This is a genomic window from Allobosea sp. OAE752 (genome assembly GCF_050433265.1).
Taxonomy (GTDB): domain Bacteria; phylum Pseudomonadota; class Alphaproteobacteria; order Rhizobiales; family Beijerinckiaceae; genus Allobosea; species Allobosea spartocytisi.
The window spans coordinates 384,168-401,698 of sequence record NZ_JBNPXO010000001.1; the positions used below are offsets into that span (position 1 = coordinate 384,168).

The 17,531-nt window shown below is 66.4% G+C and carries 18 protein-coding genes; 4 read left to right on the plus strand and 14 right to left on the minus strand.

Translation table 11 applies throughout. The features are described 5' to 3' along the window. The first annotated feature begins 59 nt into the window (after positions 1-59). Together GGC47_RS01795 and uxuA are read left to right on the plus strand one after the other, a co-directional pair. Entirely contained in the window at positions 60-755 is a 696-nt protein-coding gene (locus GGC47_RS01795; RefSeq protein WP_038361506.1) for a GntR family transcriptional regulator, read from the plus strand. 52 nt (positions 756-807) lie between these two features. Beyond that, complete coding sequence (gene uxuA, locus GGC47_RS01800; RefSeq protein ID WP_142020310.1) at positions 808-2,004, plus strand: mannonate dehydratase; 1,197 nt, start codon at positions 808-810, stop codon at positions 2,002-2,004. Between the two features lie 82 nt (positions 2,005-2,086). Here uxuA and GGC47_RS01805 read toward each other — a convergent pair whose 3' ends face one another. The 14 genes from GGC47_RS01805 to GGC47_RS01870 all read right to left on the minus strand — a co-directional run bounded on the left by GGC47_RS01805 (position 2,087) and on the right by GGC47_RS01870 (position 12,826). Next, the gene (locus GGC47_RS01805; protein ID WP_370953929.1) at positions 2,087-2,671 is read right to left on the minus strand and encodes a HupE/UreJ family protein; all 585 of its coding nucleotides are present in this window, start codon (positions 2,669-2,671) and stop codon (positions 2,087-2,089) included. 10 nt (positions 2,672-2,681) lie between these two features. Next, positions 2,682-3,314: an urease accessory protein UreG gene (ureG, locus tag GGC47_RS01810; RefSeq protein WP_038361500.1), complete on the minus strand. Its 633-nt coding sequence runs from the start codon at positions 3,312-3,314 to the stop codon at positions 2,682-2,684. Beyond that, positions 3,311-3,985 carry an urease accessory protein UreF gene (locus GGC47_RS01815; RefSeq protein WP_142020309.1) on the minus strand — a complete coding sequence of 225 codons (675 nt, stop codon included), beginning with the start codon at positions 3,983-3,985 and terminating at the stop codon, positions 3,311-3,313. The genes ureG and GGC47_RS01815 overlap by 4 nt, the downstream gene beginning before the upstream one ends. 11 nt (positions 3,986-3,996) lie before the next feature. After that, positions 3,997-4,740 carry an urease accessory protein UreE gene (locus GGC47_RS01820; protein ID WP_142020308.1) on the minus strand — a complete coding sequence of 248 codons (744 nt, stop codon included), beginning with the start codon at positions 4,738-4,740 and terminating at the stop codon, positions 3,997-3,999. A 101-nt stretch (positions 4,741-4,841) separates the two neighbouring features. After that, positions 4,842-5,882 (minus strand): ABC transporter substrate-binding protein, encoded by a 1,041-nt coding sequence (locus GGC47_RS01825; RefSeq protein ID WP_142020307.1) that lies wholly within the window; start codon positions 5,880-5,882, stop codon positions 4,842-4,844. A 206-nt stretch (positions 5,883-6,088) separates the two neighbouring features. Further along, positions 6,089-7,825 (minus strand): urease subunit alpha, encoded by a 1,737-nt coding sequence (ureC, locus tag GGC47_RS01830; RefSeq protein ID WP_142020306.1) that lies wholly within the window; start codon positions 7,823-7,825, stop codon positions 6,089-6,091. A gap of 96 nt (positions 7,826-7,921) precedes the next feature. After that, complete coding sequence (locus GGC47_RS01835; RefSeq protein ID WP_370953927.1) at positions 7,922-8,845, minus strand: DUF1003 domain-containing protein; 924 nt, start codon at positions 8,843-8,845, stop codon at positions 7,922-7,924. Beyond that, positions 8,842-9,462 (minus strand): urease subunit gamma, encoded by a 621-nt coding sequence (locus tag GGC47_RS01840; protein ID WP_142020305.1) that lies wholly within the window; start codon positions 9,460-9,462, stop codon positions 8,842-8,844. The genes GGC47_RS01835 and GGC47_RS01840 overlap by 4 nt, the downstream gene beginning before the upstream one ends. After that, positions 9,459-9,785: a hypothetical protein gene (locus GGC47_RS01845; RefSeq protein WP_142020304.1), complete on the minus strand. Its 327-nt coding sequence runs from the start codon at positions 9,783-9,785 to the stop codon at positions 9,459-9,461. The genes GGC47_RS01840 and GGC47_RS01845 overlap by 4 nt, the downstream gene beginning before the upstream one ends. A 10-nt stretch (positions 9,786-9,795) precedes the next feature. Then, the gene (locus GGC47_RS01850) at positions 9,796-10,644 is read right to left on the minus strand and encodes an urease accessory protein UreD (RefSeq protein WP_142020303.1); all 849 of its coding nucleotides are present in this window, start codon (positions 10,642-10,644) and stop codon (positions 9,796-9,798) included. Positions 10,645-10,755: 111 nt separating this feature from the next. Then, on the minus strand, positions 10,756-11,664 hold the full coding sequence (locus GGC47_RS01855; RefSeq protein ID WP_429066670.1) for a PfkB family carbohydrate kinase: 909 nt from the start codon (positions 11,662-11,664) through the stop codon (positions 10,756-10,758). Continuing rightward, entirely contained in the window at positions 11,654-12,064 is a 411-nt protein-coding gene (locus GGC47_RS01860; protein WP_142020301.1) for a type II toxin-antitoxin system VapC family toxin, read from the minus strand. Before GGC47_RS01860 ends, GGC47_RS01855 begins: the two co-directional genes overlap by 11 nt. Continuing rightward, positions 12,064-12,309, minus strand: coding sequence for a type II toxin-antitoxin system VapB family antitoxin (locus tag GGC47_RS01865; protein ID WP_038362486.1), 246 nt, complete (start codon positions 12,307-12,309; stop codon positions 12,064-12,066). Before GGC47_RS01865 ends, GGC47_RS01860 begins: the two co-directional genes overlap by 1 nt. Positions 12,310-12,376: 67 nt before the next feature. Continuing rightward, on the minus strand, positions 12,377-12,826 hold the full coding sequence (locus GGC47_RS01870) for a VOC family protein (RefSeq protein ID WP_142020300.1): 450 nt from the start codon (positions 12,824-12,826) through the stop codon (positions 12,377-12,379). Between the two features lie 92 nt (positions 12,827-12,918). Between GGC47_RS01870 and GGC47_RS01875 the strand changes: the two genes are divergently transcribed. Beyond that, positions 12,919-14,364 (plus strand): cation diffusion facilitator family transporter, encoded by a 1,446-nt coding sequence (locus tag GGC47_RS01875; protein ID WP_038361470.1) that lies wholly within the window; start codon positions 12,919-12,921, stop codon positions 14,362-14,364. 182 nt (positions 14,365-14,546) lie between these two features. Then, on the plus strand, positions 14,547-17,192 hold the full coding sequence (pepN, locus tag GGC47_RS01880; protein ID WP_142020299.1) for an aminopeptidase N: 2,646 nt from the start codon (positions 14,547-14,549) through the stop codon (positions 17,190-17,192). Positions 17,193-17,531 lie beyond the last annotated feature (339 nt).

Consider the following 17,531-nt stretch of genomic DNA (forward strand, 5'->3'; position numbering starts at 1 on the left):
GATTGACGCAGCGCCGGATTACTCGGTATCCTAGTATACTAGTCGATAAGAGCTTGGCAATGGCCCACCCAGCAACGCGGCACAGCACAGATCAAATCTACAGCGTGCTGCGCACCGACGTCATCAGCGGCGTGCTGAAGCCGCGCGAGGCGATGTCCGAGGCGCGCATGGCGCTGCGCTTCGGGGTCAGCCGCACGCCGGTGCGCGAGGCGTTCAAGCGGCTGGTCGACGAGGGCTTCCTGGTGGCGGTGCCGCAGGTCGGCACCTTCGTCGCGCCGATCGACCTCGCAGCCGTCCATGACAGCCAGTTCGTGCGCGAGACGCTGGAATGCCGCACCGTCGTGCTCGCCGCCGAGCGCATCGGCGATGCCGACCGCCGCCGGCTCGAAGAACAGATCGAGGAGCAGGCGGAAGCCGTGCGGCGGCAGGATCGGCCAGAGATTTTCCGCCTCGACGAGGTGTTCCACGCCGAAATATCGCGCATCGCCGGCCACAGCGCGGTCTGGAGCATGATCGAGGGCGTGAAGGCGCAGATGGACCGGGTGCGCTGCCTCTCGCTGGAAACGCCCTCCTGGTCGAGCGTGATCCTGCAGGAGCACCGGATCATCGCCGCGCATATCATCAAGCACGACGCCGCAGGCGCCGAGGCGGCGATGCGGGCGCATCTGCGCACCGTCTTCGCCACGATCGACGCGATCGCGAAGGACCATGCCGACGCCTTCGACGATTCCAGGCTTGTCCACGAGGCGAGCTGAGACGCGGCGCCCACCACCCGACGACACCATACCTCCCAAAGGATATTAGACCATGGAACAATGCTGGCGCTGGTTCGGCCCGGACGACGTCGTGACTCTGGCGCAGGCCAGGCAGGCCGGGGCGACAGGCATCGTCAACTCGCTGCACCAGATCCCCTATGGCGTGGTCTGGAGCGTCGAGGAGATCGAGAAGCGCCAGGCGATCGTTCGCGGCGACAGGAGCCTCGGCCTCGAATGGAAGGTGGTCGAGAGCCTACCGATCCATGAAAGCGTCAAGATCGGCGAGGGCGACCTCGAAACCGTCTTCGAGAACTACCGCCAGTCGATGCGCAACCTCGCCGCCTGCGGGCTTCAGGTGATCTGCTACAACTTCATGCCGGTGCTGGACTGGACGCGCACGCAGCTCGCCGAGCCGCTGCCCGGCGGCGGCACGGCGCTGCGCTTCAATCTGCACGAATATGTCGCGCTCGATCACTTCATGCTGAAGCGCAAGGGCGCCGACGAGGGCCATTCCGCCGAGGTGATGGACAAGGCCAGGGCCTGGTTCGAGCGCTCGACGGAAGCGGATCGCGACCGGCTGCTCTCCAGCGTGATGGCGGGACTGCCCGGCGCCTTCGACCGCTACGACCTACCCGGCCTCGCCCGCATCCTCGAGCGCTATGCCGGCATGACGCATGACAAGCTCAGGGCCAATCTCAAGCGCTTCCTGGAGGCGATCATCCCGACCGCCGAGGAGGTCGGCATCCGCATGTGCATCCATCCGGACGACCCGCCGCGCCCGCTCTTCGGCCTGCCGCGCATCTGCTCGGACGAGGACGACATCGCCTGGATCCTCGGTACGGTCGATTCCCCGGCGAACGGGCTGACGCTCTGCTCCGGCTCGCTCGGCGCCAATCCGAAGAACGACGTGCCGGCGATCGCGCGCCGCTTCGCCGACAAGGTCTGGTTCGCGCATCTGCGCAACGTCGCGAAGGATCCGGACGGGTCCTTCATGGAGGCCGAGCATCTCGGCGGCGACACCGACATGGTCGCGCTGGTCGATGCGCTGATGGCCGAGGAGAAGCGCCGCAAGGCCGCCGGCCTGCCGCATTGGCGCATCCCGATGCGCCCCGACCACGGCCACGAGCTGCTCGACGATGTCGGCAAGGGCAGCTTCCCCGGCTATCCGGCCGTGGGGCGGCTGCGTGGATTGGCGGAACTGCGCGGCGTGATGACCGCGCTGGCGCAGGTCAAGGGCTACGACGCCTGAGCCGGGACCGGCCGCCGCAGCCAGAGACAACAAAAAGGGCGGGCCTCGTGCCCGCCCTTTCCTTTTTTGGGATGACCTTGTTTCAGCCGGCGAGGAAGGCGATTCCGGCGACGGCCATCGCCCCACCGGCAAAGCGGGCCAGGCGCGGCGCATAGCGCGCGATCTGTGCGGCGAGAACCAGCCCGACGCCATGCAGCGCCGCGGTCGCCACAACGAAGCCGGCGGCATAGCTCAGCCCGCTCGCATCCTCCGGCAGTTCCGCGCCATGGGCATGGCCATGGAAGATCGCGAATGCAGCGCAGATCGCGACACCGGCCGCCAGCGGCGGCGTCAGGTTGAAGGCGATGGCGAGGCCGAGCGCCACGACCGAGACGCCGATCCCGATCTCGACGCCGGGCAAGGCTGCGCCCGTCATGCCCCAGATGCCGGCGAGAACCATGGTGACGACGAAAGCGGCGGGATAGGCGAAACGCGCCTTGCCGCCGACCAGCCCGGCCCAGAGGCCGACCGCGACCATGGCGGTGAGATGGTCCAGCCCGAACAGCGGATGGGTCAGCCCCGCCGTGAAGCCATGCACGGAGCCGACGCCGGTATGGGCCATGGCGCTACCAGCAAAGAGCGTCGCCGCCGCAGCAAGCACCAGCCGCTCGATCATCTTCGTGTTCATCCGCCTCTCCTCACGCCGCCGAAGCCGGCTTCAGGCCGCCGGCCATCTCGATGAAATCGATCACCGCGTCGACGCCCTCGCCGGCACGGGTATTGGTGAAGACGAAGGGGCGTTTGCCCCGCATCGTCCGGGAATCGCGCTCCATGACGCCGAGATCGGCGCCGACATGCGGCGCGAGATCGGTCTTGTTGATGACGAGCAGGTCGGAGCGGGTGATGCCGGGCCCACCCTTGCGCGGGATCTTCTCGCCGGCGGCGACGTCGATGACGTAGATCGTCAGATCCGCCAGTTCGGGCGAGAAGGTCGCGGCGAGGTTATCGCCACCGGATTCGATCAGGATCAGATCGAGCGCCGGGAACTTGCCGCGCATCTCGGCGACCGCCGCGAGGTTGATCGAGCAATCCTCGCGGATCGCGGTATGCGGGCAGCCGCCGGTCTCGACGCCCATGATCCGCTCCTCGGGCAGCGCGCCGGCGACCGTCAGCAGCCGCGCATCCTCCTTGGTATAGATGTCATTGGTGATGGCGCAGAGGTCGTAGGCGCCGCGCATGCGCTTGCACAGCACCTCCATCAGCGCCGTCTTGCCGGAGCCGACCGGGCCGCCGATGCCGACGCGCAAAGGGCCATGGGGGGAGCGGGTCATGAGCGGAAAAGCCTCGAATACTGGGTTTCGTGACGCAAGCTGGCGATGTCGGAGCGCAGCGCGCAGCCGCCGAGATCGTCGAGCGTCGCGCGCTCGGCCCCGGCCGCCGCCTCATGCAAGGCCGGGACCAAGGCGGCAGTGACCCTCTGCCCATCGGTCTGACCGACGATGCCCAGCCGCACCGACGCCGAGACGAGATTGGCGACGAAGGCGAGGCTGTAGGCCTCGAGGCAAGGAGCCAGAGGCAGGGCGTGACCGGCGCTGGCGACCGCCACGGCGACCGGATAGGCGACATCGCCATCCCAGGTCTCGCCGAGCCGGCCGATGGCTTCGCAAGGCCAGGACGCCTTCACCGCCGCGACGAAGGCATTGCCCTGCGTCACCGTTTCCAGCCTTCGCTCGGCGGAGTTGGCGAGCGCGAGCGCGAGCTCCGCGACCTCGCGCAACGCTCCCGTGTCCTTCTCCTGCGCGGCGTGAAAAGCGGCCGCGAAGAGAATCAGGTCGTTATGCAGCGAGCCGTGACGGACCAGCGCGTCGAGCCAGTCGCGCAGGGTTTCCGCGTCGTGCAGGTCGCCGGCCTCGAAGGCCCATTCCAGCCCGTGCGAATAGGCGAAGGCGCCGACCGGGAAGGACGGCGACAGCCAGACCATCAGGGGCAGATGGGCCGACATGCCCTGCCGGCTCAGCGGTCGTGCGAATGGCCCTTATGGCCATGCTCGGCGCCGTGGCGGTGGCCGTGGTCGTGATGCTCATGATCGTGATGGTCGTGGCCGCAGCCGCAGGCATCGCCATGGGCGTGATGGTGCTCATGGCCGTGGGCATGCTTGTGATCATGCGCGTGTTCTTTGCCATGCGCATGTTCCTGGCCATGCGCGTGCTCATGGCCATGCTTGTGGTCGTGGCCATGGCCATGATGATGGTGATCGTGACCGTGGTGATCATGCCCGCAGCCGCAGGCGTCATCATGGGCGTGATCGTGGCCGTGAGCATGGTCGTGGTCGTAGGCGCCGCGCTCGGGCTGGAAGGGGCGTTCCACCGTCGTCATCGCACAGCCCTGCCCGCGCACCATCTCGGCCAGGACGTGGTCGTTCTCGATGTAGATCGCGTCGGCGGTGATCTCGGCCGGGGTATGGCGGTTGCCGATATGCCAGGCGACGCGCATCAGCCGCAGCGGGTTCTCGGCGCGGATCTCCAGCAGGCTCTGCGGTGCGGCCTTGATCTGGACAAGGCTCCCGTCCTCCAGCTTCACGGCGTCGCCATCAGCCAGCACCGTGGCCTTGTCGAGATCGAGCAGGACATCGAGCCCGCCATCGGCCTTGAGGGCAAGGCGGCGGCGATTGCGGTCGTCATGGTCGAGGGTGAGCGTGTCGACGACGCGCTCGGCCCGGACGGCGGCCTTGCGAACGACGGAGGTGGCGCGAAGCATGTCTGATGATCCCTATGGGAAGCCGAAGCTCCCGAAGCCCTTGCCAAATTAGTAGCACGAACGCGTGTTCGTGCTACCAGGCTTTCAGGATCATCGCGGCGTTATCGCGGCAAGGTCTTGATCTCGGCGTCGAACTTCTTGAGCAGGCGCGAGCGCTCGGCCGGTGAGCCCCAGCGCGGCGTGTCGTAGTCGATCAGCTTGATCTCCGAGAACTTCGGTGCATCCGGCGAGAGCAGCGCATTCCTGTTCGAGGGGATCGAGTTGATCTTCAGCCTCGCATTGATGTTCTGGGCATCGGGCGACAGCGTGAAATCGACGAATTTGCGTGCGGCCTCCGGGTTCTTGCCGCCCTTGACGACCGAGACCGAGCCGGTCTCGTAGCCGGTGCCCTCGCAGGGTGCCACGGTCTCGATCGGCGCGCCCTGCAGCTTCTGCGTCAGCATGTCGTGGATGAAGGCGATGCCGACCGCCGTCTCGCCGAGCGCGGTCGCCTTCACCGGCGCGATGCCGGATTTGGTGTACTGGCTGATGTTCTTGTGCAGGCTCTTGAGGAACTCGAAGCCCTTCTCCTCGCCGAGGCGCTGCACCGTCGTCGCCAGGAAGACATAGGCCGTGCCCGAAGAGCTGGGATCGGCGATCTGCACCTCGTCGCGGAACGCCGCATCGAGCAGATCCGCCCAGCATTTGGGCGCAGCGATGCCGCGCTTCTTGAGAATATCGCTGTTGTAGCCGATGCCGAGCGCGCCGAGATAAATCGCATTGGTGCGGAATTTCGACTGCTCGGCATGGCGCTGCGCCCAATCATGCAGTTCCGGCAGCTTGGGCGATTTGTATTCGTCGAGCAGTCCCTCCTCGGCCGCTTGCAGATGCGGCTCGCCCGGCCCACCCCACCAGACATCGCCGCGAGGGTTGTTGGCTTCGGCCTTGACCTGGGCATAAACCTCGCCGGTGCTCTTTCTGATCATCGCGACCTTGATGCCGGTCGCCTTCTCGAACATTGCCGCGCCCTCGCGGCATTGTTCCTCCAGGATCGAGCAATAGACCGTGACCTGTCCCTGCGCAAAGGCAGGCCGTTGAGGCGAGACCACGACGGCAGCAGCGAGCGCCAGCGCGCTCAAGGTCGTGAAGTGGAAACGCGTCATCCTGTCCTCCCGAGGCAAATTCTTTTGCCGACGAAAAGACTGGCATGGTCGAACCAAGTCAAGAGCAGGCACTGGCGGCAACCATGCCGCGCGTCATGCTCGGGCTTGCCCCGCGCATCTTTCGCCAAAGGAGGCTCCCGCGGCCTGACGGTCCGGAGATTCTCGGATCTGCGCTTCGCTTCGCCCGAGAATGACGGCCTTATTTATCAGAACAGGAAGTAGCGCTGCGCCAGCGGCAGTTCCTTCGCGGGCTCGCAGACCAGCAATTCGCCATCCGCGACCACCGCATAGGTTTCCGGATCGATCTGGATGTCCGGCGTGGCGTCGTTGTGGATCATGCTCTTCTTGGAGATGCCGCCACGGGTGTTCTCGACCGCGACCATCTCCTTGTCCGTGCCGAGCCTGTTCCGCAGCCCGTTGGCGATGGCCGCCTGCGAGACGAAGAGCAGCGAGGTCGAGGTCACGGCCTTGCCGAAGGCGCCGAACATCGGCTGGTAATGCACCGGTTGGGGCGTTGGGATCGAGGCGTTGGGGTCCCCCATCGGAGCGGCCGCGATCATGCCGCCCTTGATGATGAGATCGGGCTTGGTGGCGAAGAAGGCCGGCGACCAGATGACGAGGTCGGCGAGCTTGCCCACCTCGATCGACCCGATATGTCTGGATATGCCATGGGCGATGGCGGGGTTGATCGTGTATTTCGCGACATAGCGCTTGGCGCGGAAATTGTCGGCGCCGGTCCCGGCGTCCTCCGCCAGCGCCCCGCGCTGGACCTTCATCTTGTGCGCGGTCTGCCAGGTGCGGGTGATGACCTCGCCGACGCGGCCCATGGCCTGCGAATCCGAAGACATCATCGAGAGCGCGCCGAGATCGTGCAGGATGTCCTCGGCCGCGATGGTCTCCTTGCGAATGCGGCTCTCGGCGAAGGCGAGATCCTCGGGGATCGAGGGCGACAGGTGATGGCAGACCATCAGCATGTCGAGATGCTCGTCGAGCGTATTGACCGTGAAGGGCCGCGTCGGATTGGTCGAGGAAGGCAGGACGTTGGGCAGCCCCGCCACCTTCATGATGTCGGGTGCATGGCCGCCGCCCGCCCCTTCCGTGTGGAAGGCGTGGATGGTGCGACCCTTGAAGGCCTTGATGGTGTCCTCGACGAAGCCGGATTCGTTCAGCGTGTCGGTGTGGATCATCACCTGCACGTCATAGTCGTCGGCGACGGAAAGGCAGTTGTCGATCGCGGCGGGCGTCGTGCCCCAGTCCTCGTGCAGCTTCATGGCGCAGGCGCCGGCCTCGATCATCTCGACCAGCGCGCCGGGCAGCGCCGCGTTGCCCTTGCCGGCGAAGGCGAGGTTCATCGGGAAGGCGTCGGCGGCCTTGATCATCTGGCCGAGATGCCAGGGGCCGGGGGTGCAGGTCGTCGCCAGCGTGCCATGGGCCGGGCCAGTGCCGCCGCCCAGCATGGTGGTGAGCCCGCTCATCAGCGCGTGCTCGATCTGCTGCGGGCAGATGTAGTGGATATGGCTGTCGAAGCCGCCGGCCGTGACGATCTTGCCCTCGCCCGCGATGACCTCGGTGCCGGGGCCGACGATGATCGTCTCGCTCGGATCGAAATTGCCGAAGCCGGCCTGGATATCGGGGTTTCCGGCCTTGCCGATCGCGACGATGCGCCCGCCGACAATGCCGATATCGGCCTTCACGATGCCCCAATGGTCGAGGATCAGCGCGTTGGTGATGACGGTGTCGACCGCGCCATCGGCGTTCCTGACCTGCGACTGGCCCATGCCGTCGCGGATGACCTTGCCGCCGCCGAACTTCACCTCCTCGCCATAGGTGGTGAAATCCTTCTCGACCTCGATCCACAGATCGGTGTCGCCGAGGCGCACCTTGTCGCCGGTGGTGGGGCCGAACATCGCGGCATAGGCGTTGCGCGGGAATGTGAAGGGCATGGGCTTAGCCTCGGGATCGGACAGAACCGTCGATGACGGGCGATGCAAGATTCGCCGCAACGGCCGGCATCGAAGACCGGCCGCCGGGCCTGAGACTCAGTTCTTGTGGGAAAAATCGGCCTCGGGGGGCGGCTCGGTCGCTTCCGCCTCGAGGGTCGGCTCGGCCGGCTTCGCCTTGGTCTTGGCCTTCGGCTTCTTGCGCGCCTTCTTGACCACGACCTTCGACCGCGCGGGCCGGGCCTGCTGGTCCTGCAGCATCTCGAGCTGGACCTGCTGGATCTCGGCGAGGCGCTGCCACTGCCGCGTGATCAGATGGTCCATTTTCTCGTGCAAATGGCGGATTTCGAGCTCGGCCTTGAGGTTGACCTGATAGTCGTTGGCCGAACGCAGGCGGTCCTTCGCCTCCTGCCGCTTCTGGCTCATCATGATGATCGGCGCCTGGATCGCGGCAATGCAGGACAGCACGAGGTTCAGGAGGATGAAGGGATAGCTGTCGAAGGCCCTGTTTTCGCCGAGCAGGACGTTCAGGGCCATCCAGCCGAACAGCACCACGCCGAAGCTGATGAGGAAGGCCCAGGAGCCGCCGAAGCTCGCCAAAGCGTCCGAGAACTTCTCGCCCAGCGTGCGATGCTCCTCGAAATCGTCCTCGACGTTCTCGGCGATGGTTTCCTGCCGGGCGATGCTTTCGGCAACCTCTCGGTCGAGGTCTGAATATTCGCCGTGCTCCTCGCGCAGGATCTCCTCGACATAGCGCGTGCGGTAGCGCGCCAGCTCCTTCAGGCTGATCAGCGCATGGTCTGACAGATCGGGGAAATCGGCGCGGATATGCTCGACCAGCGCCGGGCGCAGCGTGCCGATCTCGACCAGATTCTTGCGGGCCGTCTCCTGCCCGCTGATCGCGCAGATTCCGCGCTTCTTGCCGATCTGGGCCGCCGTCGGCGCCATATCCGCGAATGGCGGCGACACCGGCGGAATATCGAGCCCCGACATATCGTGCTTGTGGTCCGGCTGATCGCTCACAGTTTTCCCATCACATCCTGGCGGAAACCATAGACCTCGCGCTTGCCGGCAAGCGCCACCAGCCTGACCTCGCGGGTCTGGCCAGGTTCGAAGCGCACCGCCGTGCCGGCGGGAATGTCGAGCCGGAAGCCCCGCGCCCTGTCGCGCTCGAAAGCGAGCGCCGGATTGGCCTCGAAGAAATGGTAGTGCGAGCCGATCTGGATCGGCCGGTCGCCCGTGTTCGCGACCGTCAGCGTCAGGCTCTCGCGGCCCTCGTTCATGACGAGGTCGCCAGGCAGCGTCACGACCTCGCCGGGCTTCAGCCGGCCGGCCGAACCGCGGACCGGCTCATGCACCGTGACGAGCTTGGTGCCGTCGGGAAAGGTCGCCTCGATCTGCACGTCGTGGATCAATTCGGCGATGCCGTCCATGACCTGATCGGCCGTGATCACATGCGCGCCGGCCTCCATCAGCTCGGCGACGGATCTGCCGTCGCGCGCACCCTCGACGACGAAGTCGGTGATGAGTGCGACGGCTTCGGGATAGTTCAACTTGACGCCGCGCTCGAGTCGTCGCCGTGCGACCATGGCCGCCATGGCAACGAGCAACTTGTCCTTTTCGCGCGGCGTCAGATTCATGATTTTACCTTCTCGTCTCCAGCGGCTTCATCGTCCTCCGAATCGTCCTCGGAGTCTTCCTCTTCGTCCTCATCGGCTTCGTCCTCGTCATCTTCGTGGTCGAGGTCGAGATATTCGTAACCGAAGACGATCTCGCCGGTCTGGGGGTCGAAGACGCTGACGGAGGAATCCTCGAAAGCCTCGATCAGCATCTCGGCATCGTGCGGCCCGTCGACGTCGAAGCGGCGCAGCGCATCCTCGCCCTCGGCCCTGATGACGAGCTCGATCGACCAGCTCCGGCCGGCGGTGTCGTAGATGCACTTCAAACCCTGGATCGGCAGCATGCGGCTCTCCTTAGGTTGACCAGGTGCGCGGCAGCGCACGACCGGTCAGATGCCCGAGCAGCGTGACGAGCACACGACGCAAGGGCGCGGCCTCGGGAGAGACGAGGCGGATGACGAGAAGCTCGGAGACGATGCCGGCCCCGCCCTCGACATCGGCAGCCTCCGACAGGCAGGCGCGCGCCGCCTCCAGAAGCGCCGCGAGACCGGGGCCAGCGACGAGCAGCGTGGCGGCGGCGCGGGCGCCGGCGCCGATGGCCGGGCGCGCCAGCAACTGCGCCATCGGGCCCTCCAGCCGCATATCCTCGGCGAAGACGAGGCGCCCGCCGCGCCGCACCCGCCAGCGATCCCGCAAGGCGCCGCGCTCGACCGTCTCGCCCATGGCGCTGCGGCCGAAGAAGACGGATTCGCAAGCGACCAGCCGGGCGTCGGCGGCGAGTTCGATCGACAGGCTGCGGCTGAGGCGGGCGCCGGAGAACAGGATGCTCTCCTGCGGGATCCAGGCGAGGCTCGCGCCCTCCCCGACCGACAGCATTGTCTCGATGCGGGTTTCCGCGCCCTGGCTACGATAGATTTTCTCGGCGGCTTGCGTGGCGATGACGGCGTCGCCGCCGGCCTCGAGCACGGCCTCGACCCGCATGCGGTCGCCGCCGGCCATGCCGCCGCCGGTATTGATCAGCACCGCCTCGCAAGCGTCGTCGAAGGTGTCGGGAAAACGGGCCCGATAGCCGCCGGATTCAGCCAAAGCGAGCCTTTGCGTACGGGTTCCGGTTCGGCCGAAGCGCAGCCGCACCCCGCCATCCGCACGGACATAGGCCGGCAGTGTCAGATCGACAGCGGCAGGAACGGACGGTGCGAACATCGGGACTCCAGCAACGCAGCCGCCTATCTTCCGCCTGCCTTATTGTTGGGCAAGTCCTCCACCAATCCCGTTCGCCTCAATTTCAGGCAGGGATTGAGCACGGATTGGGCATCAACTTTCCCCGGCCAGGAAGCGCTCCACCTCGTCCCGGCTCGGCGCGCCATCGCGGCCACCGAAGCGGGTGCATTTGATGGCAGCCGCGGCCGATGCGAAACGGATCGCGGCCACCTCGTCGCGGCCTTCCGCCAGCGCCAGCGCGAAGGCGCCATGCCAGACATCGCCAGCCCCCAGCGTATCGACGGTCTCGACCGCGAAGGCCGGGCTGCGGCGGATTTCGCCGTCCCAGTGGAGCACGCCCTCCTTGCCGAGCGTTACCGCGAGCCAGCTCGGCGCGCCCTGCGCCATCCTGGCGAGGCCGAGACGAGGGTCCTCCTCACCCGATATCTCGCGCAAGGCCTGCTGGCTGAAGGCGACATGGCTCGCCGTCGCGACGAGATCGGGGTGGGGCGGCCTGCGGTCGCCGTCGAGGACGCCCGGCACGCCGGCCTGGCGCGCCAGCTTCAGGGCCGCGAGAGCCCCCTCTCCCCAGCGCGTATCGGCAAGCACCGCGCCAGCGCCCTCCGGAAGGCTGCGCGGCAGCCAGCCGGCATCCTCCGGCATCGCCGGATCGGAATGGGAGATCACCATGCGCTCGCCCTGCGCATCGATCAGGATGGCCGAAACCGGCGAGGTCAGGCCGGCGACACGGCGCGCGAAAGCGGTGTCGACGCCCTCGGCGTTCAGGTCGGCGACGATGCGGTCGCCGGTGAAATCATCGGCGAGGCGCGTCGCCAGCCAGCAGGCCCCGCCGAGGCGCGCGATGGCGACCGAGGCATTGCCGGCGCAGCCGCCACCGACCACGGCGAGACCGCGCGAGCGGTATTTCTCGCCCCGCGTCGGCATGGTCTCGACGCTGTAGACATAGTCGAGCGTCGCGATGCCCAGGCAGAAGACGCCGGCGCGCGCGGGTTCAGGAGCCAAAGCGCTGACCTTCGATATCGGTGTGGATGAAGTCGTCGCCCTTGTAGGCAAGCTTGAGGCTCGCCGCGCGAGCCGAAGCGTAGGCGAAGCAGTCACCCATGTTCAGACGCGCGGGATGGCCCGTCGAATGATGATAAAGGCCAGCACAATGATGTGCGATCCGGCCGACCTCCGCATCGATCGCGGCAACACGGACGTTCGCATCCTCCATGAAGGCCTGAACCACCCGATACCCGTCATCGATGCTGAAGCGCTTCACCGCCGCAAGACGGGTCGACGCCTCGAACATCGCAAGCGGCGAGGTGACCAGTTCGTTCTCGTCGAACAGAGCCTCCCTGATCGCAACGGCCTCCGCCTCCTCGAGCAGATTGGCCACGATGACCGATGCATCCAGAAACATCAGGCGTCGCCATATTCGCGGTCGAAGAATTCCTTATGCGTCAAGCCGTCATCGACCGTTGGATAGGCGGCCAGCTTCTCCTGCGCCTTGCGGGTCGCCTCTTCGATTTGTCGGCGCCTCTCGTCGCGACGCTTCAATTCGCGCTCGACGGCCATGCCGATCGCGGCCTGCAAGCTGATGCCGTCACGCTCGGCGAGCTCGCGGACCATGCGGTCGATCTTCGGGTCCCGGACAAGAATGCCCATCGGAGCCTCCATGATATCATCGGATGATATCATGGAGGCTATCACCCATCAAACGTCGGCTGACTCCTCACCAGCTCCCGGTGTTCGGCATGCTCGCCCAGGGCTCCGACGGCGGCTTGGGGTCGCCCTTCTGGAGCAATTCGATCGAAATGTTGTCGGGCGAGCGGATGAAGGCCATGTTGCCGTCGCGCGGCGGGCGGTTGATCGTGACCCCGGCCTTCATCAGCTTGTCGCAGGTCGCGTAGATGTCGTCGACCTCATAGGCGAGATGGCCGAAATTGCGACCGCCCGTATAGGTTTCCGGATCCCAGTTATAGGTCAGTTCCAGCGTCGGGCGGCCACGCGAGGCGCCGGCCTTCGCCTCGGCCAGATCGTCGGAAGCGGCGAGGAAGACCAGGGTGAAGCGCCCCTTCTCGTTTTCGATCCGGCGGGTTTCGACCATGCCGAACTTGTTGACGTAGAAATCCAGCGCCTGATCGAGATCGGTCACGCGGACCATGGTGTGGAGATATCGCATCGTTCATCCTCGTTGAGCAGGAAGAGGGTTGATCCGTTCCCTCATTCGGGCAAGAGCTTCCGGGTTCCAAGGGGCGCCAAGCAGGACGAGCCATGACCACAACGCAAGACGGACCGGTGACGGCACCGCCTGAGCGCGCAACGCCTGCCCAGATCGCCCAGATCAAGCAGCGTGCGGCAATCCTCTCGGTGATGGCAACCATTCTGCTCACCGCGGCGAAGATCGTCGGCGCCATTCTCTCCGGCTCGCTCGCCTTGCTCACCGACGCGTTGCAAGGGCTGATCGATGTCGGCTCGACGCTGTTCACCTGGTTCGCCGTGCGCGCCTCCGACAAGCCGGCCGACGATGAGCATCATTACGGCCATGGCAAGGTCGAGGCGCTCGCCGCGCTGGTCGAGACCGCGATCCTGTTCACGCTCGCCGGCGCGATCCTCTGGGAGGCCGGCAACCGGCTGTGGAACAACCTGATCGAGCATGTCTCGGTGACGCCGCTCGTCATCGGCGTGCTGGTGCTGTCGATGACGGTCGATGCGATCCGCTGGCGTTCGCTGACCAAGGTCGCCAGGGAAACCGGCAGCGAGGCGCTCGCCGGCGAGGCCACGCATTTCTCGGCCGATTTCGTCGGCTCGGCGCTGGTGCTGGTCGGACTCATCGGCGTCTGGTACGGCTTCGAGCGGGCCGACACCGTCGCCGCCTTCGCCATCGCGGCCTATACGGCCTACTCGGCCTTTCGCCTCGCCCGGCGCGTTCTGGACACGCTGATGGACACGGCGCCGGAAGGCGTGAGCGAGAAATTGCGCGAGGCCGCGCGCGGCGTGCCGGGCGTGGTGGGGATCAACTGGCTCAGGGTCCGCCCGGCCGGCGGGCGCATCCATGGCGAGATCGGCATCGGCGTTTCGCGCACGCTGCCGCTCGAGCGCGTCACCGCGATCAAGGCCCAGCTTTCCAACGCCCTGGTGCAGGTCGAACCGGGCTCCGAGATCACCATCACCGCCGATCCGGTGCAGGTCGACGACGAGACGGCGCTGGAGCGGGTGCTCCTGATCGCGCTCAAGCTCAAGATCCCGGTCCATCACGTCACCGTTCACAGCATCGGCGACAAGCTCTCGGTCAGCCTCGATATGGAGGTGGACCAGAGCCTGCCGCTCAGCGACGCGCATGAGATCGCAACGCGGCTGGAAAGCGCCATCCGGGCCGAATTCGGCGGCGAGACCGAGGTCGAAACCCATATCGAGCCGATGGAGACCGGCCAGCCCGCCGGCCACAACGCCGCCTGGGAGACGGTCGAGGATATCGGCAAGGCGCTGGCGAGTGAGGCAACGAAGCTCGCCGGGCCGATCCACGACATCCACAGCGTGCGCGTGCGGCAGACAGCGAAGGGGCTGGTGGTGAACTATCATTGCCGCGTCGACCCGGCGCTCGACGTCGCCGCTGTGCATGACGCCGTCGACGCGATCGAGCGTGCCGTGCGGATCGCGCGGCCGCAGGTCTGCCGGCTGGTCAGCCATGCCGAGCCGGCGGTTTCGCCGGTGGCGTGAAGCGCTCCCGCCGTCATTCTCGGGCGGAGCGCGGCGCAGATCCGAGAATCTCCGGTCGAAAAGGGCACGGAAGGCCATTTCGTCACGAGATGCTCGGGTCAAGCCCGAGCATGACGGCCGTGTTTCCATCCCAAGCCGGCATGCTCTAGAAACACTCCCTGACCTCCGCCATCAGGGTTTCCATGCGTACCGAAGATGCTCCGCTGATCCGCCTCGAGGATTACCGCCCGTCCGACTGGCTGATCGACACGGTCGATCTCGACATCGGCCTGCACCCGACGAAAACGCGGATCCGCTCGCTTTTGGCCTTGCGCCCGAATCCGACCGGGCAAACCGACGCACCGCTGGTACTGGACGGCGACGAACTCGTCCTGAAAACGATCAGCCTCGACGGCACGCCGCTGGACGCTTCTGCCTATACGGCCACGCCGCAGACGCTGACGCTCCACGCGCCGCCGCGGGGCGGCTTCACCCTGACCGTCGAGACCGAGACCGACCCTTCCGCGAATACCAAGCTGATGGGGCTCTACCGTTCCTCCAAGGTTTACTGCACACAGTGCGAGGCGGATGGCTTCCGCCGCATCACCTATTTCCTCGACCGGCCGGACGTGATGAGCGTCTATACGGTCCGGCTGGAGGCGGCGAAGGCAGAGGCGCCCGTGCTGCTCTCCAACGGCAACCTCGTCGCCACCGGCGAGGTGCCGGGCAGCGACCGGCATTTCGCGATGTGGCACGACCCGCATCCCAAGCCGGCCTATCTCTTCGCGCTGGTCGGCGGGGCGCTCGACCATGTCCGGCAGGATTACGTCACCGCCGACGGCCACAAGGTCGAGCTCGCCGTCTATGTCGAGCCCGGCAAGGCCGATCGCGCCGGCTGGGCTCTGGATTCGCTCGTGCGCTGCATGCGCTGGGACGAGCAGGTCTTCGGCCGCAACTACGATCTCGACGTGTTCAACGTCGTCGCCGTGTCGGATTTCAACATGGGGGCGATGGAGAACAAGGGCCTCAACATCTTCAACGACAAATACGTCCTGGCCGATCCGCAGACCGCGACCGACGGCGACTACGCCTCGATCGAGGCGATCATCGCGCATGAGTATTTCCACAACTGGACCGGCAACCGCGTCACCTGCCGCGACTGGTTCCAGCTCTGCCTGAAGGAAGGACTCACCGTCTTCCGCGACCAGGAATTCTCTTCCGACGAGCGCTCGCGTCCGGTGAAGCGCATCGCCGATGTCCGCACGCTGCGCTCGACCCAGTTCTCGGAGGATGCCGGCCCCCTCGCCCATCCGGTGCGGCCGCGCGCCTACAAGGAAATCAACAACTTCTACACGCCGACGGTCTACGAGAAGGGCGCGGAGGTCATCCGCATGCTCAAGGTGCTGATCGGCGACGACGCCTTCAAGCGCGGCATGGACCTCTATTTCGAGCGCTGCGACGGCACCGCGGCGACGATCGAGGAATTCCTGGCCTGCTTCGCCGAGACCTCCGGCCAGAACCTCGACCATTTCGCCAGGTGGTACGAGCAGGCGGGCACGCCGACTATCGTCGCCTCCGGCCGTTACGACGCCGCGGCGCAGCGCTATACGCTCGACCTGGCACAGAGCACGCCGCCGACGCCGGGCCAGAGCGAGAAGCAGCCGATGGTGCTGCCGATCAAGCTCGGGCTGGTCGGCAGCCAGGGCGACCTGCCGCTCAAGACGCAGTCCAATGCCTATACCGGGGACGGACTTGTCATCCTCGACGGCCCCTCGCTCTCGATCAGCTTCGACGGCATCGCCGAGCCGCCGATCCCCTCGCTGCTGCGCGGCTTCTCCGCGCCGGCGCGGCTGGAGCTCGACCTCTCGGACGCCGATCTCATCAGGCAATTCTCGGCCGACAGCGATTCCTTCAACCGCTGGCAGGCCTTGCAGAGCATCGCGACGCGCGCTCTCGTCACCGCCGGCAGGCCGGGCACCGACTCTGGCACGCTCCCCGCAACCGCCGCCGAACTCGGCCGGGCGCTCGACGGCTTCCTGCAGGCGGATGCGCTGGCGGACCCTGCCTTCGCGGCGCAGGTGCTGCGCCTGCCGGCGCCGGCCGACATCGCCCGCGAGATCGGCAGGGATGTCGATCCGGATGCGATCTTCGCCGCCCACCGCGCCCTGTCGACCGCCATCGGGACAACGCTGCTGCCGCGGCTGCCCGGCTTGCGGCAAGCCCTGGCGACGAAAGGCCCCTACAAGGCGGATGCCGCCTCGGCAGGCCGGCGCGCGCTGCGCAACGAACTGCTCGGGCTTACCGCGCTGGCGGCGCCGGAGGACGGCGCGGCGCTGTGCGAGCAGCAATTCGAGACGGGCGACAACCTGACCGACCGGCTGGCGGCGATGGCCGCGATGACGCTGATCCCCGGCGAGCGGCGCGAGCAGCTCGTCACACGCTTCGCGCAAGCCTATGCGGGCGAGCCGCTGGTCCTCGACAAGTGGCTGATGGCGCAGGCCCTGATCGCCGAGCCGGAGACGCTGGAGCGGGTGAAGCGCCTGATGCAGCACCCGGCCTTCTCGCTCGGCAACCCGAACCGCGTGCGCGCGCTGATCGGCGGCTTCGCTGCCAACCTGACCCAGTTCAACCGGGCCGATGGCGAGGGCTACGGCTTCGTCGCCGACATCGTCGTGGCGCTGGACCGGACGAACCCGCAGGTCGCCTCGCGCCTGCTCGGCTCGTTCAAGAGCTGGCGCATGCTGGAACCTGGCCGCCGGCGCCTGGCGCAGGAGGCACTCGGCATGGTGGCGCGCACGCCGAACCTGTCGCGCGACGTCTCCGACATCGCCGAAAGGGCGTTGGCGTAAAAGGGCTCCGTCATGCTCGGGCTTGACCCGAGCATCCCTTAAACCGGAGTGCTCTGGAACGCGCGTTGTCTGGTCCCGTACTTCTCGGGTGTGTGCTTCGCTCCACCCGAGAATGACGCCTTGGCGAGTCGTTAACGACGCCTCGCCCAAAAGGTTAACGTTCGATTACCCGCACAAGATTCATTCGCATATTCGCCACAACCAGAAGGCGAATTCTGCTGCCTTGACTCAACTCAGAGCTAGACAAATCGAGTCGCGCAGATTCAACTGACGGTGATTCGCGGGGATGCGGCACGTCTCCCGATCTTACTGTCGGTAAAGTATCCGAAGGGGGACCGG

Coding starts and splice junctions, on each gene's coding strand:
- ureG (WP_038361500.1), bottom strand. CDS start 3,314: ATGACCCGCTCCCCCCATGGCCCTTTGCGCGTCGGCATCGGCGGCCCG.
- GGC47_RS01825 (WP_142020307.1), bottom strand. CDS start 5,882: ATGACGCGTTTCCACTTCACGACCTTGAGCGCGCTGGCGCTCGCTGCT.
- ureC (WP_142020306.1), bottom strand. CDS start 7,825: ATGCCCTTCACATTCCCGCGCAACGCCTATGCCGCGATGTTCGGCCCC.
- GGC47_RS01865 (WP_038362486.1), bottom strand. CDS start 12,309: ATGGGCATTCTTGTCCGGGACCCGAAGATCGACCGCATGGTCCGCGAG.
- GGC47_RS01805 (WP_370953929.1), bottom strand. CDS start 2,671: ATGAACACGAAGATGATCGAGCGGCTGGTGCTTGCTGCGGCGGCGACG.
- GGC47_RS01860 (WP_142020301.1), bottom strand. CDS start 12,064: ATGTTTCTGGATGCATCGGTCATCGTGGCCAATCTGCTCGAGGAGGCG.
- GGC47_RS01840 (WP_142020305.1), bottom strand. CDS start 9,462: ATGAATCTGACGCCGCGCGAAAAGGACAAGTTGCTCGTTGCCATGGCG.
- GGC47_RS01870 (WP_142020300.1), bottom strand. CDS start 12,826: ATGCGATATCTCCACACCATGGTCCGCGTGACCGATCTCGATCAGGCG.
- pepN (WP_142020299.1), top strand. CDS start 14,547: ATGCGTACCGAAGATGCTCCGCTGATCCGCCTCGAGGATTACCGCCCG.
- GGC47_RS01795 (WP_038361506.1), top strand. CDS start 60: ATGGCCCACCCAGCAACGCGGCACAGCACAGATCAAATCTACAGCGTG.
- GGC47_RS01820 (WP_142020308.1), bottom strand. CDS start 4,740: ATGCTTCGCGCCACCTCCGTCGTTCGCAAGGCCGCCGTCCGGGCCGAG.
- uxuA (WP_142020310.1), top strand. CDS start 808: ATGGAACAATGCTGGCGCTGGTTCGGCCCGGACGACGTCGTGACTCTG.
- GGC47_RS01875 (WP_038361470.1), top strand. CDS start 12,919: ATGACCACAACGCAAGACGGACCGGTGACGGCACCGCCTGAGCGCGCA.
- GGC47_RS01850 (WP_142020303.1), bottom strand. CDS start 10,644: ATGTTCGCACCGTCCGTTCCTGCCGCTGTCGATCTGACACTGCCGGCC.
- GGC47_RS01845 (WP_142020304.1), bottom strand. CDS start 9,785: ATGCTGCCGATCCAGGGTTTGAAGTGCATCTACGACACCGCCGGCCGG.
- GGC47_RS01815 (WP_142020309.1), bottom strand. CDS start 3,985: ATGTCGGCCCATCTGCCCCTGATGGTCTGGCTGTCGCCGTCCTTCCCG.